General features: G+C 37.6%; 9 protein-coding genes. 3 read left to right on the top strand and 6 right to left on the bottom strand.

From position 1 onward, the window contains the following. Nucleotides 1-9: 9 nt before the first annotated feature. Together BUC25_RS13410 and BUC25_RS13415 are read right to left on the bottom strand one after the other, a co-directional pair. The gene (locus BUC25_RS13410) at nucleotides 10-1,668 is read right to left on the bottom strand and encodes a phage tail family protein (protein ID WP_073202388.1); all 1,659 of its coding nucleotides are present in this window, start codon (nucleotides 1,666-1,668) and stop codon (nucleotides 10-12) included. Nucleotides 1,669-1,941: 273 nt separating this feature from the next. After that, nucleotides 1,942-2,256, bottom strand: coding sequence for a DUF3892 domain-containing protein (locus BUC25_RS13415; RefSeq protein ID WP_073202389.1), 315 nt, complete (start codon nucleotides 2,254-2,256; stop codon nucleotides 1,942-1,944). 191 nt (nucleotides 2,257-2,447) lie between these two features. Here BUC25_RS13415 and BUC25_RS13420 point away from each other — a divergent pair, with 191 nt between their 5' ends. Further along, complete coding sequence (locus BUC25_RS13420) at nucleotides 2,448-3,596, top strand: DEAD/DEAH box helicase (protein WP_073202391.1); 1,149 nt, start codon at nucleotides 2,448-2,450, stop codon at nucleotides 3,594-3,596. A 346-nt stretch (nucleotides 3,597-3,942) separates the two neighbouring features. Continuing rightward, nucleotides 3,943-5,958 (top strand): LuxR C-terminal-related transcriptional regulator, encoded by a 2,016-nt coding sequence (locus BUC25_RS13425; RefSeq protein WP_073202392.1) that lies wholly within the window; start codon nucleotides 3,943-3,945, stop codon nucleotides 5,956-5,958. Between the two features lie 291 nt (nucleotides 5,959-6,249). On the opposite strand, the gene BUC25_RS13430 is transcribed toward BUC25_RS13425, so the two are convergent. From BUC25_RS13430 to BUC25_RS13440, 3 genes are read right to left on the bottom strand one after another with little or no spacing between them, the layout of a single operon-like run. Continuing rightward, nucleotides 6,250-11,937 carry a hypothetical protein gene (locus BUC25_RS13430; RefSeq protein ID WP_073202394.1) on the bottom strand — a complete coding sequence of 1,896 codons (5,688 nt, stop codon included), beginning with the start codon at nucleotides 11,935-11,937 and terminating at the stop codon, nucleotides 6,250-6,252. Nucleotides 11,938-11,954: 17 nt separating this feature from the next. Next, on the bottom strand, nucleotides 11,955-14,321 hold the full coding sequence (locus tag BUC25_RS13435; protein ID WP_073202395.1) for a right-handed parallel beta-helix repeat-containing protein: 2,367 nt from the start codon (nucleotides 14,319-14,321) through the stop codon (nucleotides 11,955-11,957). Then, a complete protein-coding gene (locus tag BUC25_RS13440) occupies nucleotides 14,312-18,967 on the bottom strand; it encodes a hypothetical protein (RefSeq protein ID WP_073202396.1) in 4,656 nt (1,551 codons plus the stop codon). Before BUC25_RS13440 ends, BUC25_RS13435 begins: the two co-directional genes overlap by 10 nt. Nucleotides 18,968-19,809: 842 nt before the next feature. Here BUC25_RS13440 and BUC25_RS13445 point away from each other — a divergent pair. Then, nucleotides 19,810-20,862 carry an LCP family protein gene (locus BUC25_RS13445; protein WP_073202397.1) on the top strand — a complete coding sequence of 351 codons (1,053 nt, stop codon included), beginning with the start codon at nucleotides 19,810-19,812 and terminating at the stop codon, nucleotides 20,860-20,862. Nucleotides 20,863-20,943: 81 nt separating this feature from the next. Here the strand turns inward: BUC25_RS13445 and BUC25_RS13450 are convergent, their stop codons facing one another. Beyond that, nucleotides 20,944-21,165: a hypothetical protein gene (locus BUC25_RS13450; protein WP_073202398.1), complete on the bottom strand. Its 222-nt coding sequence runs from the start codon at nucleotides 21,163-21,165 to the stop codon at nucleotides 20,944-20,946. Nucleotides 21,166-21,612 lie beyond the last annotated feature (447 nt).

Raw genomic sequence — 21,612 nt, forward strand, 5'->3', positions numbered from 1 at the left:
ACATCACCTTTAAAGTAAGCCTTCTAAGTCATTTTGCATTTTCAATAATTCACGTTGGTTCTCACTAATTTTGTCCTTATTTTTAGCATTACTAGCATTTTCCTCATCAAAAATCTTATTAAGCGATTGTCGCATTATATCGTTCGCTAATGCGTGATTCTCTGAAATTTCGCTCATCACTTTTTCTTTGGATGCCTCTAGACGATTTTCAGCTACAGAAAATTGTACCTGTTGTACATTCATAATTCCATTTTTCTTATCAATAATTTGCTGATCCTTTTCTTCTTTTAACTTATTGGAGATAAACTTATCGATAAGATTTAAGACGATTGCACCAACTAATCCAGATACTAAACTGGACAAAAATAAGCCAATCATATTAGCGAGCGTGCCAAGTAGAGGTATTTCAATTTGCATTCCAGGAACGGTTAGTAGGAACTTCTCAAAAACCTCCCCTAAAAAGATGGCACTGCCCCCAACTAGTCCAACTGTTATTATTTTTCCAACTTGCGCCACCTTTACAGCAAACGGTTTGTCCTTATTCTTTTTATCACCAAGATATGTAACGGCATCCATAACTGAGGATACCCCTTGTTTAATTAAACCAGACAACTTCTTAAAAAGACTTACAATTGGGCCGAATATCTCAGATATAATTGTAGTAATGAATGCAGAAGTTCCTGTCTGCAAAAAACTGAGAATTTTAGAGAAAAAGTTTTTTATAGATTCCTTCATTTCTGATAAAAATCCTTTAAATGATTTAGCTTTTTCTTTAAAAAAACGAATTAGACCATTCATAATCTCTTTCAACAATGAAAAAAGTGCGGAGATCGCCATCGTTTTTAGAGCATCTTTTCCAGCCTTTTTTCCGGCTTCTTTTGCTGCGTTTACTCGGATATCTTTATTAATTGCTTTTCTGGATTCTTTATCAGCTTTCATCATACGATCGTCATCAGCAGCAAGCTTATCGTTCAAGCGTTTATCATTTTTTTCTTTTTCCATACGCTTTTCAACTTCTGATTTGTTTGATTCATCGACTTTTTTATTTGCTCGTTCGTTTTGTTCGAGAAGAGATTTTTCTCTTGTTTCTCGAGTTTCTACATACTCTTTGTTCGACTTTGCCCCTTTGCTTTTATTTAAAGATTCGTTTGTCGGCTTTAAATTTTCATTTTTGTTGGCAAGGTCAGCTACATCTAAATTAGCTTGCTTTCTTCTCTGATTTTCAAATAATTCTTTTCTAGTTACTACATGATCTAAATTAGCTTTTTCATTACGCTTTAAGTCTTTTCCCGTATATTCATCCTTTAGAATTCCAGCTTTTTGCTGTTCCCTCATTTCATTATTGGCATCTTTGTACCGTTGATCCTTTAAAACTGAATCCGCAATATCCTTATACTGCTCAGGATGCTCTCTATCATATTTTTGAATTAATGTCTCCTTAGTCATGTCAATTCCAATTTGATTACCAAACTGATTCCACACTTCATCCAAGACTACTTTCCCTAACGCCTCAGGATCTGATATGGTTGCTCTATCCTTTTCCAGGAGTTCTAAATCAGAAAAACTTTCTTCCAACTGTTTTGATAAAAAACCTTCTACTTCTTCAAAATTAAAGTCTGTTTCAACATTATTCATTTCCATATTTTGAATTGCATTCTTATTATCCATATGTATCAACTGTCCTTCCAAATAATTTCAATAAGCATTACTGTATGGTTTACCGGATTTTATGAAAAGTGAAAGAAGATTTCTACTGTCCACACTGCCGTCCTAATTGATAAATCTTACCTATTACAATAATATCATAAAGTAAGTAAATTACTATGGAATTTTGATGCACAAAAAAGCTGATTTGAAAATGAATTCAAATCAGCCATGATCTCAATTATAAACATATCTAACCTTTCAAAACAGTTCACTTACCATATTCAAGAAGAAAAATTAAAAAGTATCTAAGTTATCTAAATTATTTTCTTTAATACCATCAGGTTCACTCCGGATAATATCTCGACCATACTTATGAAATACGTCGACATGTTCGAGGTTCCCTGCTTTTGCTTCATCAATTGCGGTGACGTAGTCTAACTCTCTACCGCTATTCGTTTTAAATGCAATAATATCGCCATCATCATTTTTCCGAACAGCAACAATTTGCTCTTTTTCAAGCTCTCCTGATGCAGGTGCTTCCTGCTGAGCTTGTTCCGCACCCTGTTGTTTATAATCTTGATATATTTTCTCAAATTCTTGATTATCCATATTCCACACCTCCAAAAGATATACTTAGTTTGTGACAAAGGAAACATTATTATGTGTAATCTCTCCAGCCTATGGATTGCACATAATCGATTTAAATTATCACAAAATAATAGTACAAGTTGACGTATCTAGTAATCCGCATTACTCTGAATAGAGATGCACCAATTGATGCAATAAAAGGAGACGTAAAAATGAATAAAACGCAATCATTAAATGAAATATTACCTGATCTCAAACCGTTTCTGCAAACCGCTTGGGATAAATCTGGATTCGAAAATCTAACTGCCATTCAACGCCATACGATCCGTTTTATAATCGAAGGAAAAGATATCATTGCGGAGTCACCAACTGGAAGTGGTAAAACGTTGGCTTACCTGTTACCACTTTTACAGCAAATCGACCCAACACAAAAAAATGCGCAGGTTGTTATCGTAGCCTCTTCCCATGAACTTGTAATGCAAATACATCAGGAAGTTCAGGAGTGGTCAAGGGATAGTGGAATTGGTTGTGCGACGCTGATTGGTGGAGCGAACGTCAAGCGCCAAATCGAAAAGTTAAAAAAGAAACCGCAAATCGTGATTGGAACACCTGGAAGAATGAACGAACTAATCAATCAGAAAAAATTAAAGATGCACCACGTAAAAACGGTGGTATTGGATGAAGCAGATCAACTGTTCATACCCGAACATATAGCTACGATCGAAAAAATTGTAAAAAGTACCTTAAGTGAACGGCAAGTGCTCGTCTTTTCTGCAACTCTACCTGAGATAGTTCAATCAAAGGCAGAAGAACTAATGAATAGCCCTGAAGTAATTCGAGTTGGTAAAGAAGAGGATGATCGACCGAATGTCGAGTATATGTACCTTGTTTGTGAAGCGAGAGATAAGATTGAAACATTACGGAAGCTCATACGAAATCAAGACATGAAAGCACTCGTTTTCGTCAAAGACATTACAACGCTTTCGATACTGGCAGAAAAATTAGACTATATGGGAATTCATGCAGGAGTTTTACATAGTGACGCAAAAAAACAAGAGCGTGCTAAGGCAATTAAAGAATTCCGCGAAGGAAAATCGGAACTACTACTAGCTTCTGATGTTGCTGCAAGAGGCTTAGATATTCCTGATATAACCCATGTTATACATATGGACTTGCCTAAAGAGACGAACCAATTTGTGCATCGCTCTGGAAGAACTGGACGACTGGGGTCTAACTCAGGAACCGTTATAGCAATTGTTACGGAGAGTGAGGAGCGACAACTGCAGAAGTTTGGTCGTCAGTTAAATTTTACTGTTTTAAAGAAAACTTTAATCAAAGGGAAATTAGTTGATTCCAAATAAATCTTTTCCCCATTAAAAAAATTCTTCCTTCACGGATAATGGGACAGCTTGACAGATAACTTTAAGCAAAGAGCAATCTCTCGTGAAGTGAAGAATCCTTGTTCTAACCATACTCAACCTTTTAAGTGACACATTGTCACCACTAAACTTCCACCGCACTTATGTCTATAAGAAGCTCCACTAAATCACTTCTCCGCACAAAGTTGTTGCAATGCCTTAAGTTCATTTCAATACTCTTGAACATAACTTTGCAAAATGCTAGTTACATTGACAAATTTAGCTATTGCTCGTATATTTATAATAGTCAGAATTTTCTTAAAATAATCATTTAAGGCGGAGATAGATTATGAGGGAGAATCATAAAAAGAGCGATAATATAGGGACTGCCATCCAAGAGATTGAAAAAAACTATTTTATTGGTAGAGTAACGGAGTTGACCTTATTTGAACAGCATATTCGCGAAGACTCTTCTGTTAAGAAAATCATCAATATACATGGTACAGGCGGAATTGGCAAAACATTTTTATTAAATCAATTTAGTCGAATAGCAAAATCCAATGATTGTTGGTGGTTTCACCTAGATAGTAGTGTTTTTTCTCATACACCACGGTCACTTACGGAAAATTTGGTTACACAAATTAGCCTTCACAATGATCCCTCCATAAGGATAGATAACTATTCCATACAGAACTGTCTGCAGGTATTACACCAGTTAGCAACTTACCGAAAAGTAATCATTACGATTGACTCCTATGAAACAATTAGAAATCTTGACAATTGGCTTAAAAATGTCTTTATACGTGAACTCCCGCAAAATTCCATTATCATAATAGCTGGGCGTAAAAGGTTAGAGTGGAACGAATCACCCGCATGGCGAAAACTAATTACTACGATGCATCTCAAAGATTTCAATTTCACCCAAACAAAGACATACCTTCACCAACACAACGTGACTGATAAAGCACTTGTTAACCAAATATGGCAGTTTACTAAAGGGCATCCACTTGCAGTTTCTTTGTCTGCTCTTACAAATAAAACAACCGATTGGATGAGAACGAATACCAATATTCTTAACCAACTTTCACGATCATGGTTACAAGAAGTTGGTAATAAACAGTTACAAGCTATCATCGAAGTTGCAACGATTTTACGATGCTTTGATCAAGCTAAACTAGCTTACATAACCAAAATGCAAGTGCCTGTTGATCTTTTTCATGAACTAACTACATTATCATTTGTAAAGAAAACTAGCAACGGCTGGACGATTCACGATTTAATCCGTGATGCAATTAAATTAGAGCTAAAAGATAGAAACCTAGAGAAATTCGAACAGATAAATCAACATTGTATTGCTTATTACCAAACAAAACTAGCAAATAAACCATCTTCTCGGGATATAAGGGAATTATTTTACCATATAGGAGATAAATTAATTCAATCGGCATTTTTCCAGGATGGAATGGAAACAAATTTATACCTAGAAGAAGTAGATAATCATAACTTTAATGAAATTAAACAATATTTTCAACATCGAAAAAATAACTTAATCGAAAATCAAGTAGATTTCGTTCATCGTGAAACAAACCAAACCTATCACTATTTTGTTTCATTACATCATAATAAAAAGGAATCTGAACTAGTGGATGCTAATTATATAGCTAAAATGGGGTACAATTCTACGAGGTTATTAAAAAATGATGTTGGTCAAACAATTGGATTATCCACTGTTGTTCCCATTAATGCTCAAACTATTCAACATCTCATGGAACAGCCAGTATCAAGAACTTATTTCCAACAATTAAGTTCTTCTGAATATAGTAGATACAATGATAAGGTTAATTCAGGTTACTTCATCCGTATGTTGGATTGCCTTAACCCTACAGATCAGGTTGCACGTTCTTTTCTCTTATACAGTTTATTCCCTTTACTTCTTTCGGGTGGGAGGATTATTACTTCAACCCCTTTGCCATTTTTTCAACAGCTTTTAAAAAACTTTGGTTTTCAGGAGGTTCCGAATTGTGAAAATTATGATTTTGGCAATCAAATACCTTCACCTACGTATTTATTAGATGTAAGAGGTGAACGCCTAATCAACTATATCAATAACTTCACCAAGAAAATAACAGAACAATATCATATGCAAACTATCTGTAGTGCTTACACATTTACTGAAAGAGAAAAAAGCATTGTTGAACTTATTCTCAATGAGCATAGCAATGCTGAAATCGCTAGTGAGTTACACCTTGCAGAAGTTACCGTTAAAAAGTGTATAAGTAAAATATTAAAGAAAGTAAATGTCAAAAATAGAGCACAATTGATAAAAAGATTAATGGAAATAATTTATTTAAATGATTTAATCTAATTTTATTCGCTTAGGAACAGTTTTTCCAATCCTTAGCGAAGGCTTATTTTATTAATTGATACTGACCTATCAATGGTAGTGTTTTGCCAGCTACTCAGTCTATTTAAGACTTACACCTTTTGGCGCTGCCACTCGCACGGAAAAGAGGTGGATATTTTATTAGTACCACCTCTTTGTTTCCTGCAAATTCAAGAAGATTGAATAAAGAATCTATGATACTATTGGGTAATTTCTTTTATTGGAAACAAAATTGGAATTTTCCATCCCTTATAAAAGATACTATAAGCTTGTTCAATAGTTAAAATGCAAAGTGACTTCTTCTGTTTCAGTAGACCCCCATTGTTTATATGTTGGTAACCCGTGTTGTTTACGATTGAACCGAAAATCGAGCTGCAAGCCGTCTCCTTGTTGTATTTTAGACACTTCTTCTGGAAGAAGAAAAGCTGCAGTACCATCTGCGGAAGGAATGATATCCATTTTTACTAGATTTGGATTTATAGCAATAATCCCCTCCATTTTATTTTTAGTTAACCTCACCATAAAGCTTCTCTCGTGGACAATTCGTCGGTCAGCATCCATCACTCGAAAACGAAGTAATCTATCATTGAGCTCTTCCTCCCTATCACCACTCTCTTTCAAACGATCCAAAATTCTCTCCTTAAGCTTACTCTTTTCCTTCCTGACTTCACCCTTTTCCTCCTTGTTTTTACCTTTATTTGTAATTCTTATCGTTTCACCTTCGTTATATTGTTGAGTTGTGAAGGAATGGATCGTTTCCCAGTTTAGCTTTTTGCTATGCTTCACATATTTAGACAGTAATTCTTTACGAACTATAGTTTCTTCTGCCATTTCCACCTGCCATCCCGCAGTATTGACTGTTTCCCTCACAAATAGGTCTAAGTTCATTTTATATGCATATTCATCAGCCTTATAATTGAAATCTATGATCTTAATATTTCCCGGTATTCCTAGATCCATTACAAAGTCGTGCTTTGTAGCATTCATTTCGACTCGTTCCCATTCAACCGGCTCTGGACTTCTTAATAAAAATCCAACACGTTTTTCTTGCTCTTTAACCACATCGATTGTCACCCGTTTGGGTAGATGTAATGGTTCTGGCCAAATATTTTGGAACTTATTTGCAGCCAAATCTCCTTTCGATGGTAATTTTATCTCTTCGACGACGCCATTGAATGAATGAAAATGATGAAAAAAATTAATAAACTTGGAGGTAATAAACTGAACGTCATATAATGAAACTGTCTTGGCACTTAACTCCTCCACCGTGACCTCATAAAATTGTGCATCATCGTTACCCCAGCAATAAAGGGCAACTTTCCCACCTGAAAAATCGTACTCCTGTACTTCTACTATTTTTTCATCATCTATGTCAATTCGTATGACACCTGCAAACACCGTAATGGTTACCGTGTAGATCCTGCCCATTTCGAACGATTCATTATCCTCAGCCAAAATATTTGGGATTCCGTCCTTGATGTGAATAAGACGACGGTATTTTCGTTCACTGTCCATAGAAAAACGGTAATAATTGCTGTCGTCCCTATATCCGAACATAACGCCAATTGCATCATTATCTGCACCAGCCATTCGAACAATAATTCGTTGATCATTCCAATCCTCTTTTTCGTACAAACAATAAGTACCACGGGCAACAGGTAAGTCATAGCTACCGTCTGTACTTGTATGAATATTACTCGTTTGATGCAGGTAACGAACTTTTTTGCCGTCTCTCCGTGTTTCAGCTATCTTCCAATGATCCCCGCTTGGTTCTTCCATATTACCTTCATTTATTACTCGCCAATCTGAAAAATCGAAGCTGTCAAACGTTTCTAATAGAGGAATCGGCTTGATCTTTGCCATATATTTTTCACTTGGCAGTAGGATACGCTTCTGTATACCACTTTCCAAGATCGATGACCCTGATTTATCATTAATCTGAATACAGGATGCCTGCTCGAAAACTTGCTGCAATTTTTGCTGTTCACCACTCAATACAACTTCGGATGTCTCATTCCAATCACGGTTCCAAGCAATAATACGATCATCTTCATCCCGTACAGGCTGTCCATTACTATCAAACACATATTGTGCTAAGTCATGCTTAGCCATCCTATACATTAATGGCACATATGTATCTTTTTTAAATTGGATTCTAAAATCATAGGCCCGGTAATACGGAACTTGTCCATGAAAAGGAATGGTAGTTTCAACGTATTGATTTAATGTTTGCAATGGATGGGATTGCGATGCTTCCGTCTCCTGTTCATTTGTGCTTTTGTTGTTACTGGAAAGGTTAGGTGCAAATCCTGGCGGTCCTTCTGTTTGGAATTTATAATTATTCATAAAGGTTTTTTCTGTTTCATTTTCACCATTGACTCTTTGCAAAACCTTTGTTTTCACTGTAATACTATAATCGCTGTATGGTTCTAATAATTGACCTTCACCACTCCAGTCAGTTGTTGATTGACGTTGATTGTACATGTCATACATTGCCTCTTTTTCGTATTCATTGAACGTAATGTAGCATATTTTTTCTAGCTTAAGACCGGGATCCAGTTGTTCTCCTTTTTCATACGTCCGCTTAAGAGGATTGAGTTGATAACGAATATAGCGCACATTGTCCATATCTTTTAAGCTTGTATTGACGTTTTCAAACATGATTTCTTTAGAAACCGAAAGTATTCTTTGCCCGTTCTGTGGTGAATATTGAACAGGTGTACCGACAGCCTCCATTTTATTATTATAAAAGAAAATAACCATCTCTGTATCTTGTAATTGGAAAGACATCTCTATATATCCTGTTAATTTTGGCAAGCGACAGATCATTGAATTTTTATATCCTAATAAATGAACTGTCTGTTGATCTGTAGCAAGATAACTATTTGCATCTAATATTTCAAATCGCAATCCTTCATACTGGAACGACTGCAATCTTCTTGCATTGTGTGCCTTTCCAAACGTAATACACGTCTTTTCTTTCTTATATTCCGGTAGGCAAGGGAAAGTTGGGTGATTTTCTACAATAGCATCAAGTGCATCACGTGATGAATAACGGGAATAGGCAAATGCATTGGTTGTAAAAAGCATTAGTTTAGTTGGTGCCAGTTTTCCACTTTCACTTTCCGTTGGTAGCCACACCCCTTTTAGTTCCTGTACAACACTGTTGTTTGTTTTATTTTCTAGGGTAATATCGGATAACACATACTTAAACTCATAATTCTCCTGATTTTCCTGTTTATCTGCATAAAACTCCACCTGCTGCCAGACTGGATCCGGTGGTTGCGGATCGAGCGTGACAATTCCCGCATCATCACAAACTGGTTTTTCAAAAGTGATTACTGGTTTACTGTCTACAGGAATTACCGGTGTCACTGATCCATCTTGTGGCAGCAACAATTGATTTTGGATCAGCTCATGACCTGCCGCAATCTCTTTTAATGGCTGTGGAAATGGCAATGGCTGTGGGTCACTCCACTCCAAATCAATCTCCACATTGAAGTCTGGCAACGGCCATGGGAGTGATATGCCAAATCCCAAATGGGCGAGTACGGAAAATGGGGCAGGAGTATTCACCTCAATATCTGCATCGAGATAAAAGCCAAATCCAAACCCGTAAACACTCACGTCTAGTTCACCGTGAAGTCCAGCCTTCCCCCAAAATTGACTTGGGTTTACCGACGCTTTTAAATGTGCTTCCGACCAGGCCGAAGCTTTTACACGCACAGGCCCAAATTTCCATTTTTCATCAAACCCTTGCCAATATCCAAATGCCAGTGCATTTGGATCTAACATAAAATACGCTTCAGCAGAGAATAAACTTAGAATCTCTGCATGAATCCGTTTATCTCTTGGTTCCCTTTCTCCTAAATATAAGTGCCAATTATTTGCTTGATGATAGTCAAAGAATGCTTCTACTCCAGCATGGATATCGAGCACCTTGCCCTCTTCATCCAACTCATACGCTGCGTCCATATTCATAAGGAATTCACCTGCACGATTATCGATCACCGCTAACGCCTCAAAGGAACCTTCCTCTCCTCCAGAATGGGATGGCCGGTTTTCCATAAAGTTGGCTTTCCCTTGGATTAATACAATTGGTCCCGGTAAAATTAGTGCAAATAAAGTTTTCGCTGAAACTAGATAACCACTGTCTGAAGCTGTTCCCAAAGTCATTCCTGCTCCAAAAGCTAGGGCTTCTTTTTTATTGATCCATTTATCTGTATGAGTGACACCAGTTACATCACGTTTATACCAATCATACCATTCTTCATCAGTTTGTTTATCTGGCTCCATATGGTAGGCAAACAACCCGCTTAATCCATATAAGGATAAACCTGTCGGACCGAGTGGGAGCCCTGTGGAAAGTTGAGAATCAACCGTTATATAATAAAAATTATAAGCTGGTTCTGCTTCTTTTCTTCCGATAATTAGCCCTGCATCCATTTCCATAGCAAGAGTAGGGAGCTTCAGTGCGATAAAACCACTAAAACCTCGGACACCATTGTCATCCATAAAGGCGACTTCTCCATCAAATGAAAGGATTCCTGGCAGTTCCAGACTTACACCCACTCCTTTTAATTCAAAGTCAATCGTTCCGTCTTCATACCATTTCAACTTAAGTCCTTTTACCGATCCACCTACTTCTAAGGTCTCTACCAATTTCACATTTCCAGACATTCCAATCCATTTGTAAGATCCGTAGCTATCTTCATCCTGACCAAATCCAACTTGTGCCACTTCTCCTTGAAAGCCGTATAAATCAAAAGCTCCTTTTTCAGGAATATCGAGCCAGCCACCGTCAATACGCACATTACCTTCTGAATCTATCGTCATTTCCTCGACTTCAAATGCCGGCCAATCCATGTCTGCACCAATTAGTGGTCGTATATCGCCGGACAAAGCGACAACCCAAAGGTCATCTTCATGCCCAAAAGAAAGTGAAGTTATTTTTGCATCTAGGACATCTTCCTTCTCAAAATGGTATAAACCATCTTCATCGGTATCCTTGAGACTTACCATATATTCACCGTCTACCCCTGCATTTACGGTGACATCAACTGGTTCATCAAAAAAAGGTAGCAGCAAACATCCCTCCATTTCCGCTTCGACTGGGATTGTTTCGACAAATTCGAATGCTATCGAAGAAATACCACCTTCCATCCCCATTAATTTTCCAGAAAAATCTCCAGAAAAGTGCTGACCAGCCGGTTTTTTAGGGTCATATACCAGTGGCCACATCCCTTCAATACGACCGTATACACCTCCACTACCAATCCCAAAACCTTCTGCAATGACAACCCCATCCATGACTTCTGGTATGTAGATTTGTGCTTGACTCATATACACTCCCCGCCAATCCGCAGGAGCTTCTTCTGGACGATCACCCTCCCCACTAAAGTTAAAGGTGAGGTTATCTGCTTCAAGAATAACGCCCGTATCTCCAATCATCACAGGTCCGAAATCAAATTGATTGTCATTCGGATGGATATCAAAGTGAACCCCATCCTCAAGATCAAAGGATAGAGTGATATTAACATCAGCTAATTCAATTTCCGCCGGTTTTAGCTGACCTTGCCTGTCTTTGTCTTCTTCAAAATCCCCATTAACTCGCTTCATCTTTTTAAGCACAGCTGGAGGAACCCTCAGTCGAATATTAAAGTGTTCCAAAGTAAGTGTTGTCTGTTCACCGAAAGTCAATTTTGCATTTACTTGAGTCATTCCATCTTCATTTCCAAAAACAAGCTCCCAGCCTTCCAGTCCTGAATAACCCACTGCCAATTCTTTCATGACGACAGCATCTACAGAAATTTCAGTGCCTTTGTTTACATTAGTATAAGAAAAATCTTCTATACCAATCATATCGATTACAGATGTTCCATTTTCGACGTTAACTGCGGGAAACAAATCATAAGGCCATGGAATTACAAAACGCAATGGTATGAATGATTTTACAGACATCACAAAACCTCCTTTGTTTAATTTGAAATATAGGTAAACGCGTTGACATTCAAAAATGGACCCTTATTACCATCATGGATCGGATTATTTTTGCGATGAACCATATCTTCATAATAGAATTCTCTGAAATTTACCGTTGGTTGTGGTGCTGACACTGCATTTAATGGATTTGTTTGTTTGTTGTTCACAATTAAACGCATATCCTCGATGTACGTCTGTACTGGAAGTCCATTAGGTCTAGAAGTTGTAGGATTCGTTTCAGCAACACGAAGCATGTAGACACCAGCCCCTTTGCGGTGATCTTTGGCTTGCCCTTGTATCCAAGTCGATTCATTTTCATCAATTTGAGTTGTTTGTGTTAGTTCCCAATAGTATTCATTTACTCCAAACAAATGCTCAAGAACGGGTGCATAAGATTGACCGAAGCCAATCATGCCAGGCGCTCTGGAAATACATAACACACCACCACCAGCCCAACCTCGAGCCGTATTTAAATAAACGTGAACGCCACGAAGATCAAAACTGATGTTACGGATTGAAATGCCTCCACCTCCGCTAGCATTACTAGGTGAGTTTATGGCATTGGACACATTGTGATGAATATTATCTTTGATGCACAATAGATCTGACCCCATCGAAGCCCGAATGCCACCACCATCATTATCAGCTTCGTTTTCAGATATTTCATTATTTTTAAATAATGCATTCGACATGACTGATAAATATAAACCTCCACCATCTTCTTTTGCCACGTTTTTGGTTATCTCATTATTAATAAAAACAATATTATTCATCTTGGCTTCAGCAAGATCATTCTTATTCCAGAGGTCCTCTACAATGTTTGTTCCTTCTTGATCAGATTCTGCATAATTTACTACAATTGACCAAAAATCAGAGAAAATGGAGGGGAAGGCAATTTCAGTTGCAATACCGCCTCCATCCATTCTGCCCCCCAAATCTGCTGCATTTTCGGAAACAAAGTTATTTGCTACAACTGGCCAACCATAACCAAATATAGCCAAACCACCTCCCCGGTGAGTACTATGATTCCGAAATATAAAATTACCACCAATATATGCAGAGGAGTGAAAGGTACAAATTCCTCCACCAAAGCCGTTTTCGCCAGTGTGCTCTTTATAATACACGGATTCAAGTGAATCTGGGTCCAATCCAACTCCCTTGACTCGATTATTATGAATGAAACAATTACCTATAAAGGTTTTGTCTGTCTCATGAATGAGGACTCCGCCCCCTAAATGTGGAGCCTCCCCACCTTCATTGTCTGCAGCAGGATCAATAAATCCTCCCTTTATTTCCATATGGCTTAGGCTAGTAATACTTGTTTGCGCATCCACAGCTACTTCGATATGAAAAACTCTGTGCTGTGACTGTCCGTCTACAACAGGAAAACTCCCTGATGATCCAGTAATTGCAGATGCTGTGTTTGAAGTAGAAGTAACCGATATCGGTTTTGCAATGACAATTTCACTACCTTCTTGATAAATACTCGTATCTAAAATTAGAACTGTATCATGCGGATCACAAGCCTGAACAGCTGCCGTAATTGTATTTGCCGGACGGGAAGGATCCTTGAAATCTCCAGAAATTCCACCTGACTTTTTCACAAAGCGCACTTGACCATTTGATTTTGGTCCAGCAAAATACCTGGTTAGTTTATCCCGTAAAGTATGCTGTTCCAAGTCTTGCCCATCATTTGCAAAGTACGAAGCCCAATGCTTGTGATAGAATCCTGGATCCAAATACAAATCACTTCCAAGCTCGTCTTGCATCTTTATATGGACCATTCGTTTTAATGAATCACTAGGTAGTTGAGCTGCTCTACCAAACAAGAAACCACCTTTGACCTGAAGCGAGATAATACCCTGAAAGAATTTTTCTGTCACCTGTTCCGGGGTTTCAAAAATTTGCTGTCCTTCATTATTAAAATAATACTGATTTAGTTGTTTGATTATTTCTGGGTTTACACGTAGATAATTTTCGATCATTGCTGTAAGAAACATCTTGTCCACATATTCATATATGACATAATTTGGTATAGGCAACCAATTAGGCTGTGTTTCTTTTATACGGAGTGTAGCTGCTAAATCCACGCATTTTAAAATCACTTTAGAAACACCATTTTTTTCTTCATAGGATAATGTTCCTGAACAAAATGTTTGCAAATGTGCTGCATTAGAAGCAGAATCCATATTAAATTGCCAACCATTGATGAAAAGATTATAAGTATTATCCCATCCAAATCCAGTTAAAGTTACTTCACTGATATCATCTGGCGACATAATCATTGGATAAAAGTTCCCTTTTTTCAGTTGTTGGAAGTTGTTAGCAATAAATGTTTTTGACTTCATTTGTTTCAATCCCATTCTTCCACCTCCTTCAACACGTGTACTTGTACTTGTTTTGCTGGGTCTGAGACCAATTCCAACGTTTCTTCTTGACCGTTAGGACTTTCACCAATTATAGCTCGCCTTACAGCAACGATTTGGTAATAATATGTTCCTGATTGTTGAATGCTGTCTGAATACTCCAGTTCATGCGGAACATTTGATACCGTTTGTACCGTACCCGGAAGATCCAAATATTCAACAGCTATATTGCAATTCTTTAAAATTGATAGATTAGTAGAAACAGCAACATTGCTTACTTTATGTGTTGTGCTCTCATTTTTAGTATCGTGGTCCACTTCGCTATCAAGCTGTAATATGATACGGCCTGAAACGATCCCTGCAAATAGATTATCCGCATACAGATGATCATCTTCTCGGTATATCCCTTCGACTTTTTGTAGTGGCAGATCACTATCTACTATCCGAAGCTGCACTTTGTTTCCAAATGCTCTTGCGTTTCTTTGCTGAGTTTGTCCAGCCATATCTCTATAGATGACAGTCACATTAGCTTTGTCGATGCTTAAATTAGCAATCATAGTAGTAAAACCAGCAAATGTCACCGAATAAGGAAACGGCAGTGCGTTGGCTGATTGCACGGCACGCACTTCCTGTATTGTAATAGCGGGCTGCGCAAAAACTACATCAACCCAAATTTGATCTCGAATTACTTTTGCCTTTAAAGGTACACCTGGTTCGTCTGCGCTTATGACGGCAATTGGTGTTCCCATCTGCTGTCTATCTGAAATAGATATCTTTCGATTCGTACGATAAATCTCATAATGGAGCATTCCCTTCTCTCGATTACGTCGCCATCGGAGATACGCTTTCCCCTGACCACCAGTTACTTTTGTCCAAACTGGTGATTTCGGTTGCATAACATCGGGAACTTTCACAGGCGGTGTAGCACTATTCCATGCTCCACGATTGCCAGCACGATCCAATGTGGCAATACGATAAAAATATTGATTCCGACCTTTCCCAATAATTTCATCATTCACCATCATGCCACCACTCCCATTATGGTACTTATTGTTCATTGGATCTAAAGGGGAGGTCACTGTCAAATAGGCTTTTTTGTTATTTTCCAAAGATGCGATATATTGCCACGTATCATTGCGAATATCAGCATAAGCCTGTTTTAGTTTCTTTAGCATGATTTGCTGTGTTTCCTCTGGTGCTTGATGCCACTGGCTTATCTGTTGATCCAATAATGCCAAATCCTGTTTTACTAGATAGGCATGGGTTCCTTCCTCATCACTTGTTTCCTGCCACAAGCCATGTACCGCCTTCATGTCGAGTCGTCCATTTTCATACAAATGTCCTTGTGGATGCTGATCCCTGTCAACCATTATCAGAACCTCATCCACTGTACGGAATACTTGATGAAAATACGGCTCGTGCCCAGTTGGAACTGACCAAGAGAGTTTGAAATAGGAACATCCGTAATAATCAGGGTATGACGCCCACAATTCCTGTACATCTGACACAAGTGGTGCCGGGGGTTCATCCCTTAATAAAGCTGTAACCAACAGTGGCGGACATACAGAACTCTCATTACCAGCGTCATCGAGTGAAGTAATACCGAACGATCCGTGCACAATTGGCTCTCGGGCATTTGGCGTTAGCCTCATCGAAGCAGGGAAATCTGTTTCTTTAACAAACCATTCGAACTCAAGCCATTTCTTTATATCGCCATTTGCGGACACAGCTTGTTTGGATGTTCCCTCTGTTTTTGATATAGTTGATATTAACCCCCCATTATCTACCCACACAGAAGCTTGCTTGGCATCCTTGTATATTGGTAGGGAATCATCTACCTTTATATGAACAACCTCAGTAGCATCTGGCATCTCCTGCGGTGGCAGTTGCAAATGTTGCACAGTAAAACTAATCTCCGTACATTGCTGTCCCTCGTTCATAACAGAATTAGAACTGGTATTGGACAAAATTTTAAAATTATAACCACCTTGCCTTAATGAAAATCCTTTGAACAAATCTACTGATCCATCAAGGTCTGGTTGTTCAAACAGGAGCGTTATTTCACTAGAATCACGGTCAATCTCCGTAACGTTAAGTGGCTTACCCTCCAGCAAATTCCATCTGCCTGGTTTATAATACAACCTGAAGCGCTTCATATCCGGTGCCTGCATTTGCATCGTATGTAACCAACGCCACTTGACACGAAATCCCGGTTCACCTTGATTATCGTTATTTATCCATTGTTTTTCTTCTGGCTCAAGCCACTCATCTTTTGGATGTAAATACTTGGCCTGTACTGGCATCGGAGGTGGTGGTGGCAGCTCATCCTTCACCTGAATCTTGTCTGGTTCGCTTGGTTCAGACATCCTTCCGAACAAATCAATCCCTAACGCACGATATGCATACCAGTGATTATTTTCCAAAAATGAAAGCCACTGTCCTATCTTATCTTTATTACCAGCATCAATATAAAATAAAGGCGCCCAGCCTTGCTCATGCTCTTCCTCCGTTTGGGTTGGCCATAATTCAGGGTAGGTCAATGATTCCCATGGTTTTTTTTGTTTTTTGGTTAACAGGACTGGCTCATTATGATTAATTCCTTTGAAGTCACTATCATCTGGCGTTCGGTTTGCATTCTGACCTAAAGATGCTCGCTGAAGCCTATACACGATTGGTGTATCTTCCTCCACGAGTTTGACCGTCAGCAATTGCAAATTATCACCGGCATTGACTGATTTATGTTCAACGCTACAACTGGGCGGATCCCATTTTAACCCCACCGTTCCACGGCTGAATAATTCACCATACTCCGTTTCTACGTACCCCTTTCCTGGCAATGCATGTGTTTCTAGTTGTTGCGGTCTTGGTAAATCACGATCCGTTTGTACACGTAAGTCATGGGAAATCCAACCGAAGTTCATATCCGTGTATTGGCAAGTGTGTAAAATAAAGTCCCCGGATATATTTATACTAACGATCCCCTGGTCAAAATCCTCCATAATCAGCTGTTTATCGTAGGCATGATTTATCATCGAATGATCCGCTTTTTCTATAATAACTTGCGGTATATTGTTTAAAAGAGGATCGATATCAAAATGAACCATTGCAATCGGGCGTGGACAGGTAATTTCAATACCACCATGAACACGAATGGCATGATTACCATCTATTTCGGTTGGTACTAGTGCAGTGTCTGATGCAAAATGAAAGCCATTTTTACGGAAGGCGAAAGACGGTTGTTTAGGCAGCCCATCCAGTTCCAACCGATACATATCTTTTAACTTTTCTTTATCACTCTCGTAACCACCAACACCGGCTTTATTCCAGATTCCCTCAATTTTATAGTGGATTGACTCATCATCTGAAGGATCTTCATCCAGTCCATACAATCCTAATATTTGCGCCATTTCTGGCTGTATTGCTGACAACAAAGATGATTGTAAAAGCGATAACTCAACCGGTTTGGGAGGGGTAGCGGAAGTGCTACTTTCCGTAATTGGATATGTTTTCACCACATTTTGCTGTGGTATCGGGAATTGCTTCACGATTTCCTCTAAATCTGGTCGTATTTCTTTTTCAAACGTTACTCTGTCATATTTTCTTGGCCGATTCGCTTTCAGTTTGACGCGGTTTTGTGCAATTTGCCACTCTGATTGACTATTGTTTGTAGTGCATGGAAATGTAGGGTGCTTAATGGGAAGACAATAATGACCAATTTTCTTCCAGTGGTGTGATTTCTCCTCAGAACTGAAGGGGTACCAAATTATTCGAGAAAGTAACACCCTACTCTGATCTTCTAATTGCTCAGAACCTTTTAATTTAATTTCCATATGTTGCAGGTCACAAGCATCAATCATGACGACATTTTGCCCTTTTTTTAATGGGTGTGTGGTTGTCTTGATTTGCTCGGTGTCGGTATCGGAATTTATATGGATTTCAAGTGATAAATTTTGCTCTATCTCAGGTAGTTTAGGTATTATTGGAATGTCAGGAATCTTTATATCTGGTATCTTTAGGTCTGGTATCTTTATTGTTGGAATATCTTGGTTGGGATTGTTAATCTGTGGCAGTTTAGGTCGGATGGGAGTTTTTTTTATTCGTTTGTCTATTCCTAGTTTATATTCAGGAAAGTTTACACTATCTTGATCGTCTTTTTCTACCTGTCGTTTATTAAAATTTAATTGTGGTTGGAATAGCTTTTCGTTAAGTTCCACTACAGGCATGTCCAGTTCATCAATAGGGATTGGCAATATGTACTTTTTAGGGAACCAGTGAATAAATAAAGCAACCTTACTCGATTTTTCAGGTAGTATTATATCTACTGGCTTTTCTCGACTAAGGCGAACTCCTTCCGAAGATAGTCCCCCGCTTTCTTCGTACTTTATAACGAGATTGTTTTTTCTAATTGTTAAGTCAGCAGCATTATGATATCGAACCCATTCCCCCTCGGAAACCGGAAAAAAGCTGTTTGGAATGCTCTCCTTCATTTTCTCTTTAGGGTAACCTTTATACAATCGGAACCCGTATCTTGGAAAGCCAAGCTCTGGATTGAACGACCAACGCATGTGAATACCGTCAACGAGATCTTTATGATTTTTGACCCCTAATCCCATCATACTTAAATGTTTTGTTTGCAGCAGCATAATTATATCCTTCATCCTTTCTTCGCGATTTTTGAGAATAAAAAAATAACCTTGTATTACGGGATGTATTATGTCTTTTCATCAGTTTACATGTACCAATTAAACAAAGTCACTTTACTTTTTGGAATATCTGTATCTTCACAAATAGTGAACTTGCCAATTGATTAACAAAAGGCTTTAACCTATCAATAATACGAGCATTACGATTAAATAGTTAATACTTTCTCCACGAATTGATTAATGGCTAGGGGTACTGTTTAAATCTTATCATTCCATTCATTTTTTGTAATGTATACCTAGGTATACATTTTTTAAAAAACTATATCTTCAATAAATCTTTATACTATTTTGCATGTTCACATACATTACTTCGTCAGTGATTGAAAAAGAAAGAGTTTGTGGAAAATTTTTTTTAATGAAACAGTTACGAACCTTCAAAGAGCTGTGCACAGAATATAAAGTTTAAACGATTAGGCTTTCGCCAATTCTGAATTATCCTTCACCACGAAGTCCCAGAACTTAATTTTTTATTCCGTTTGCTTGCATGGCCAACCGTTATATTGTCGATAGGCTGGCGTTAAAATAGGAGAAATAAGTAACCAAAGCTAAGAAAGGTTGAAAGAATTAATTCAACATTTCATTCCATTTACTAAGATCAATCATGGTTATACCATCATTTTCCTCATGAATTTTTGAAACTTTTTTCTCTGTAATTCGTCAAATTATTATAGGTGATTTATAATAAGGTTGATAATGCAATTGATTTTGCTTATACTTAAAAACGCTTGATTTATTAGTAAATTGCTATATTCGTAGACATTAATTTAAGTGAGGTAGTTAAATTGACAGAATTAAGAAGAAATAAAAACCGAAAAAAGAAGTCATGGAAAAAGAGAATTCTTTGGATATTTTTAATTATTTTAGCAATTGTAATTGGGTATGCTATCTATTTATTCAGCACTGTATTTGGCGCAGCTCAGGAGTCTCATCATGAATTGGAGCGCCCTGAAGGAAAATCCGAATTAAGAGAAGAGACCGTAACAATTGGTGATGATCCAATATCCATTTTACTAATAGGTGTAGAGGATTATGAAACAGATGGTGAGAATGGACGCGCAGATACACAGATTGTCGTCACTTTAAATCCAGACACAAACCAATTGTCGATGACCACTGTCCCTCGTGATACCAGAATGGAATTCACGCAGGAAGAAGCACAACAATATGCAGGCACACATAAAATAAATGCTGCTTACACGTACGGTTCTATCTATAATTATAAGGATAGTGAAACAAACGGCGGCAACATGCTTACCGTGAAAAAAGTAGAAGAGTTATTAAACATACCAATTGACGAATACGTGACGGTAAACTTTGATGGATTCCGGAAGATTGTAGACGCGCTTGGTGGCGTAACCGTTGATATTAAAGAACCCTTTTGGGAAAAGAATTTTTATACGAATGACCGAATTGATTTTGAAGAAGGTGTATCAAAATTAGATGGTGAGGAAGCACTTGCTTTCGTACGTATGAGAAAAAGAGAAGTAAATTCTATTTATTCCCGCGAAGAAAGGCAGCAACAATTTATTCAAGCAGCGATTGATCAAGCAATTTCTGCCGGGACACTTTTTAAAGTAGATGAATTATCTAGTATTCTAGGAGAAAATATCTCTACGAGTCTAAGTCCTAATGAAATCTATCAGTTGCAACGATCCTATTCATCGATGAACTCTTCAGATATAAACAAATATGAAATAGAGGGCTCTAACCAAAGATTGAATGGTATTTATTATTTCGTACCAACTGATGAAGGTTTAAGCACCGCTACACTTCAATTAAAAGAAGAATTAGGTATTGACACCTCTTCTGATACAGATAGTACAACTACTCAGTAAGCACTTTAATAAAAATGGTGAAGGAGCAGATGATTTTCTGTTTTACTAAACGGGAAATCATCTTAGTTCCAGTAAGTTTTTTTATGGAATAAAATTTATTAAATCACTTCTATTCTGATCATCTACAAGATTTTTTCCCATTGTTTCATTTACTTCTGTTTCCTGGTAACGAGTATCGAATCTATCTAATAATAATAATGCCCCAAATACAATCGAAAAACCTATTATGACAATGCAAACAACACTAAAAACAAGATAAATCAGTAATTTCTTCCAACCAATATCTTTCATCCTTTGCAGCAAATTCATCCCTTCCTTTTCACGCAATTTATTACCATATTATAACAAAATCCACTCATTAATATAGCCATTTTAGAATTTACTGCTTTCTATTATAAGATTAATTTTCAATGAATTTTGGTATTAATGAACTTATAAAAAAGACATACTTATTATTAATTATATTAAACTGCTAAGAGCTGCGTCCTTCTTAATTTCGCCAAAAAAAGACGAAAAAAGAAGCCAATACTTACAACATATGACATTATATTCAAATTATTTATGTTATACTCATACTTGTTTTAGGGACATGCTAAAACGATTTAACAACTTATGTCTCTCTAACGACTTATACTAAACTGGTGGTGATAAGTTAGTTTGTTTTTGTAAGCGTTTTCTTTTTAGTGGCCGATAGTCATGTCGTCATATTGTGATGAATAAGAAAGAAACAAGGACTAAGAGAGGAGTTTT

It is taken from the genome of Gracilibacillus kekensis (genome assembly GCF_900143085.1).
Taxonomy (GTDB): Bacteria; Bacillota; Bacilli; order Bacillales; family Amphibacillaceae; genus Gracilibacillus; species Gracilibacillus kekensis.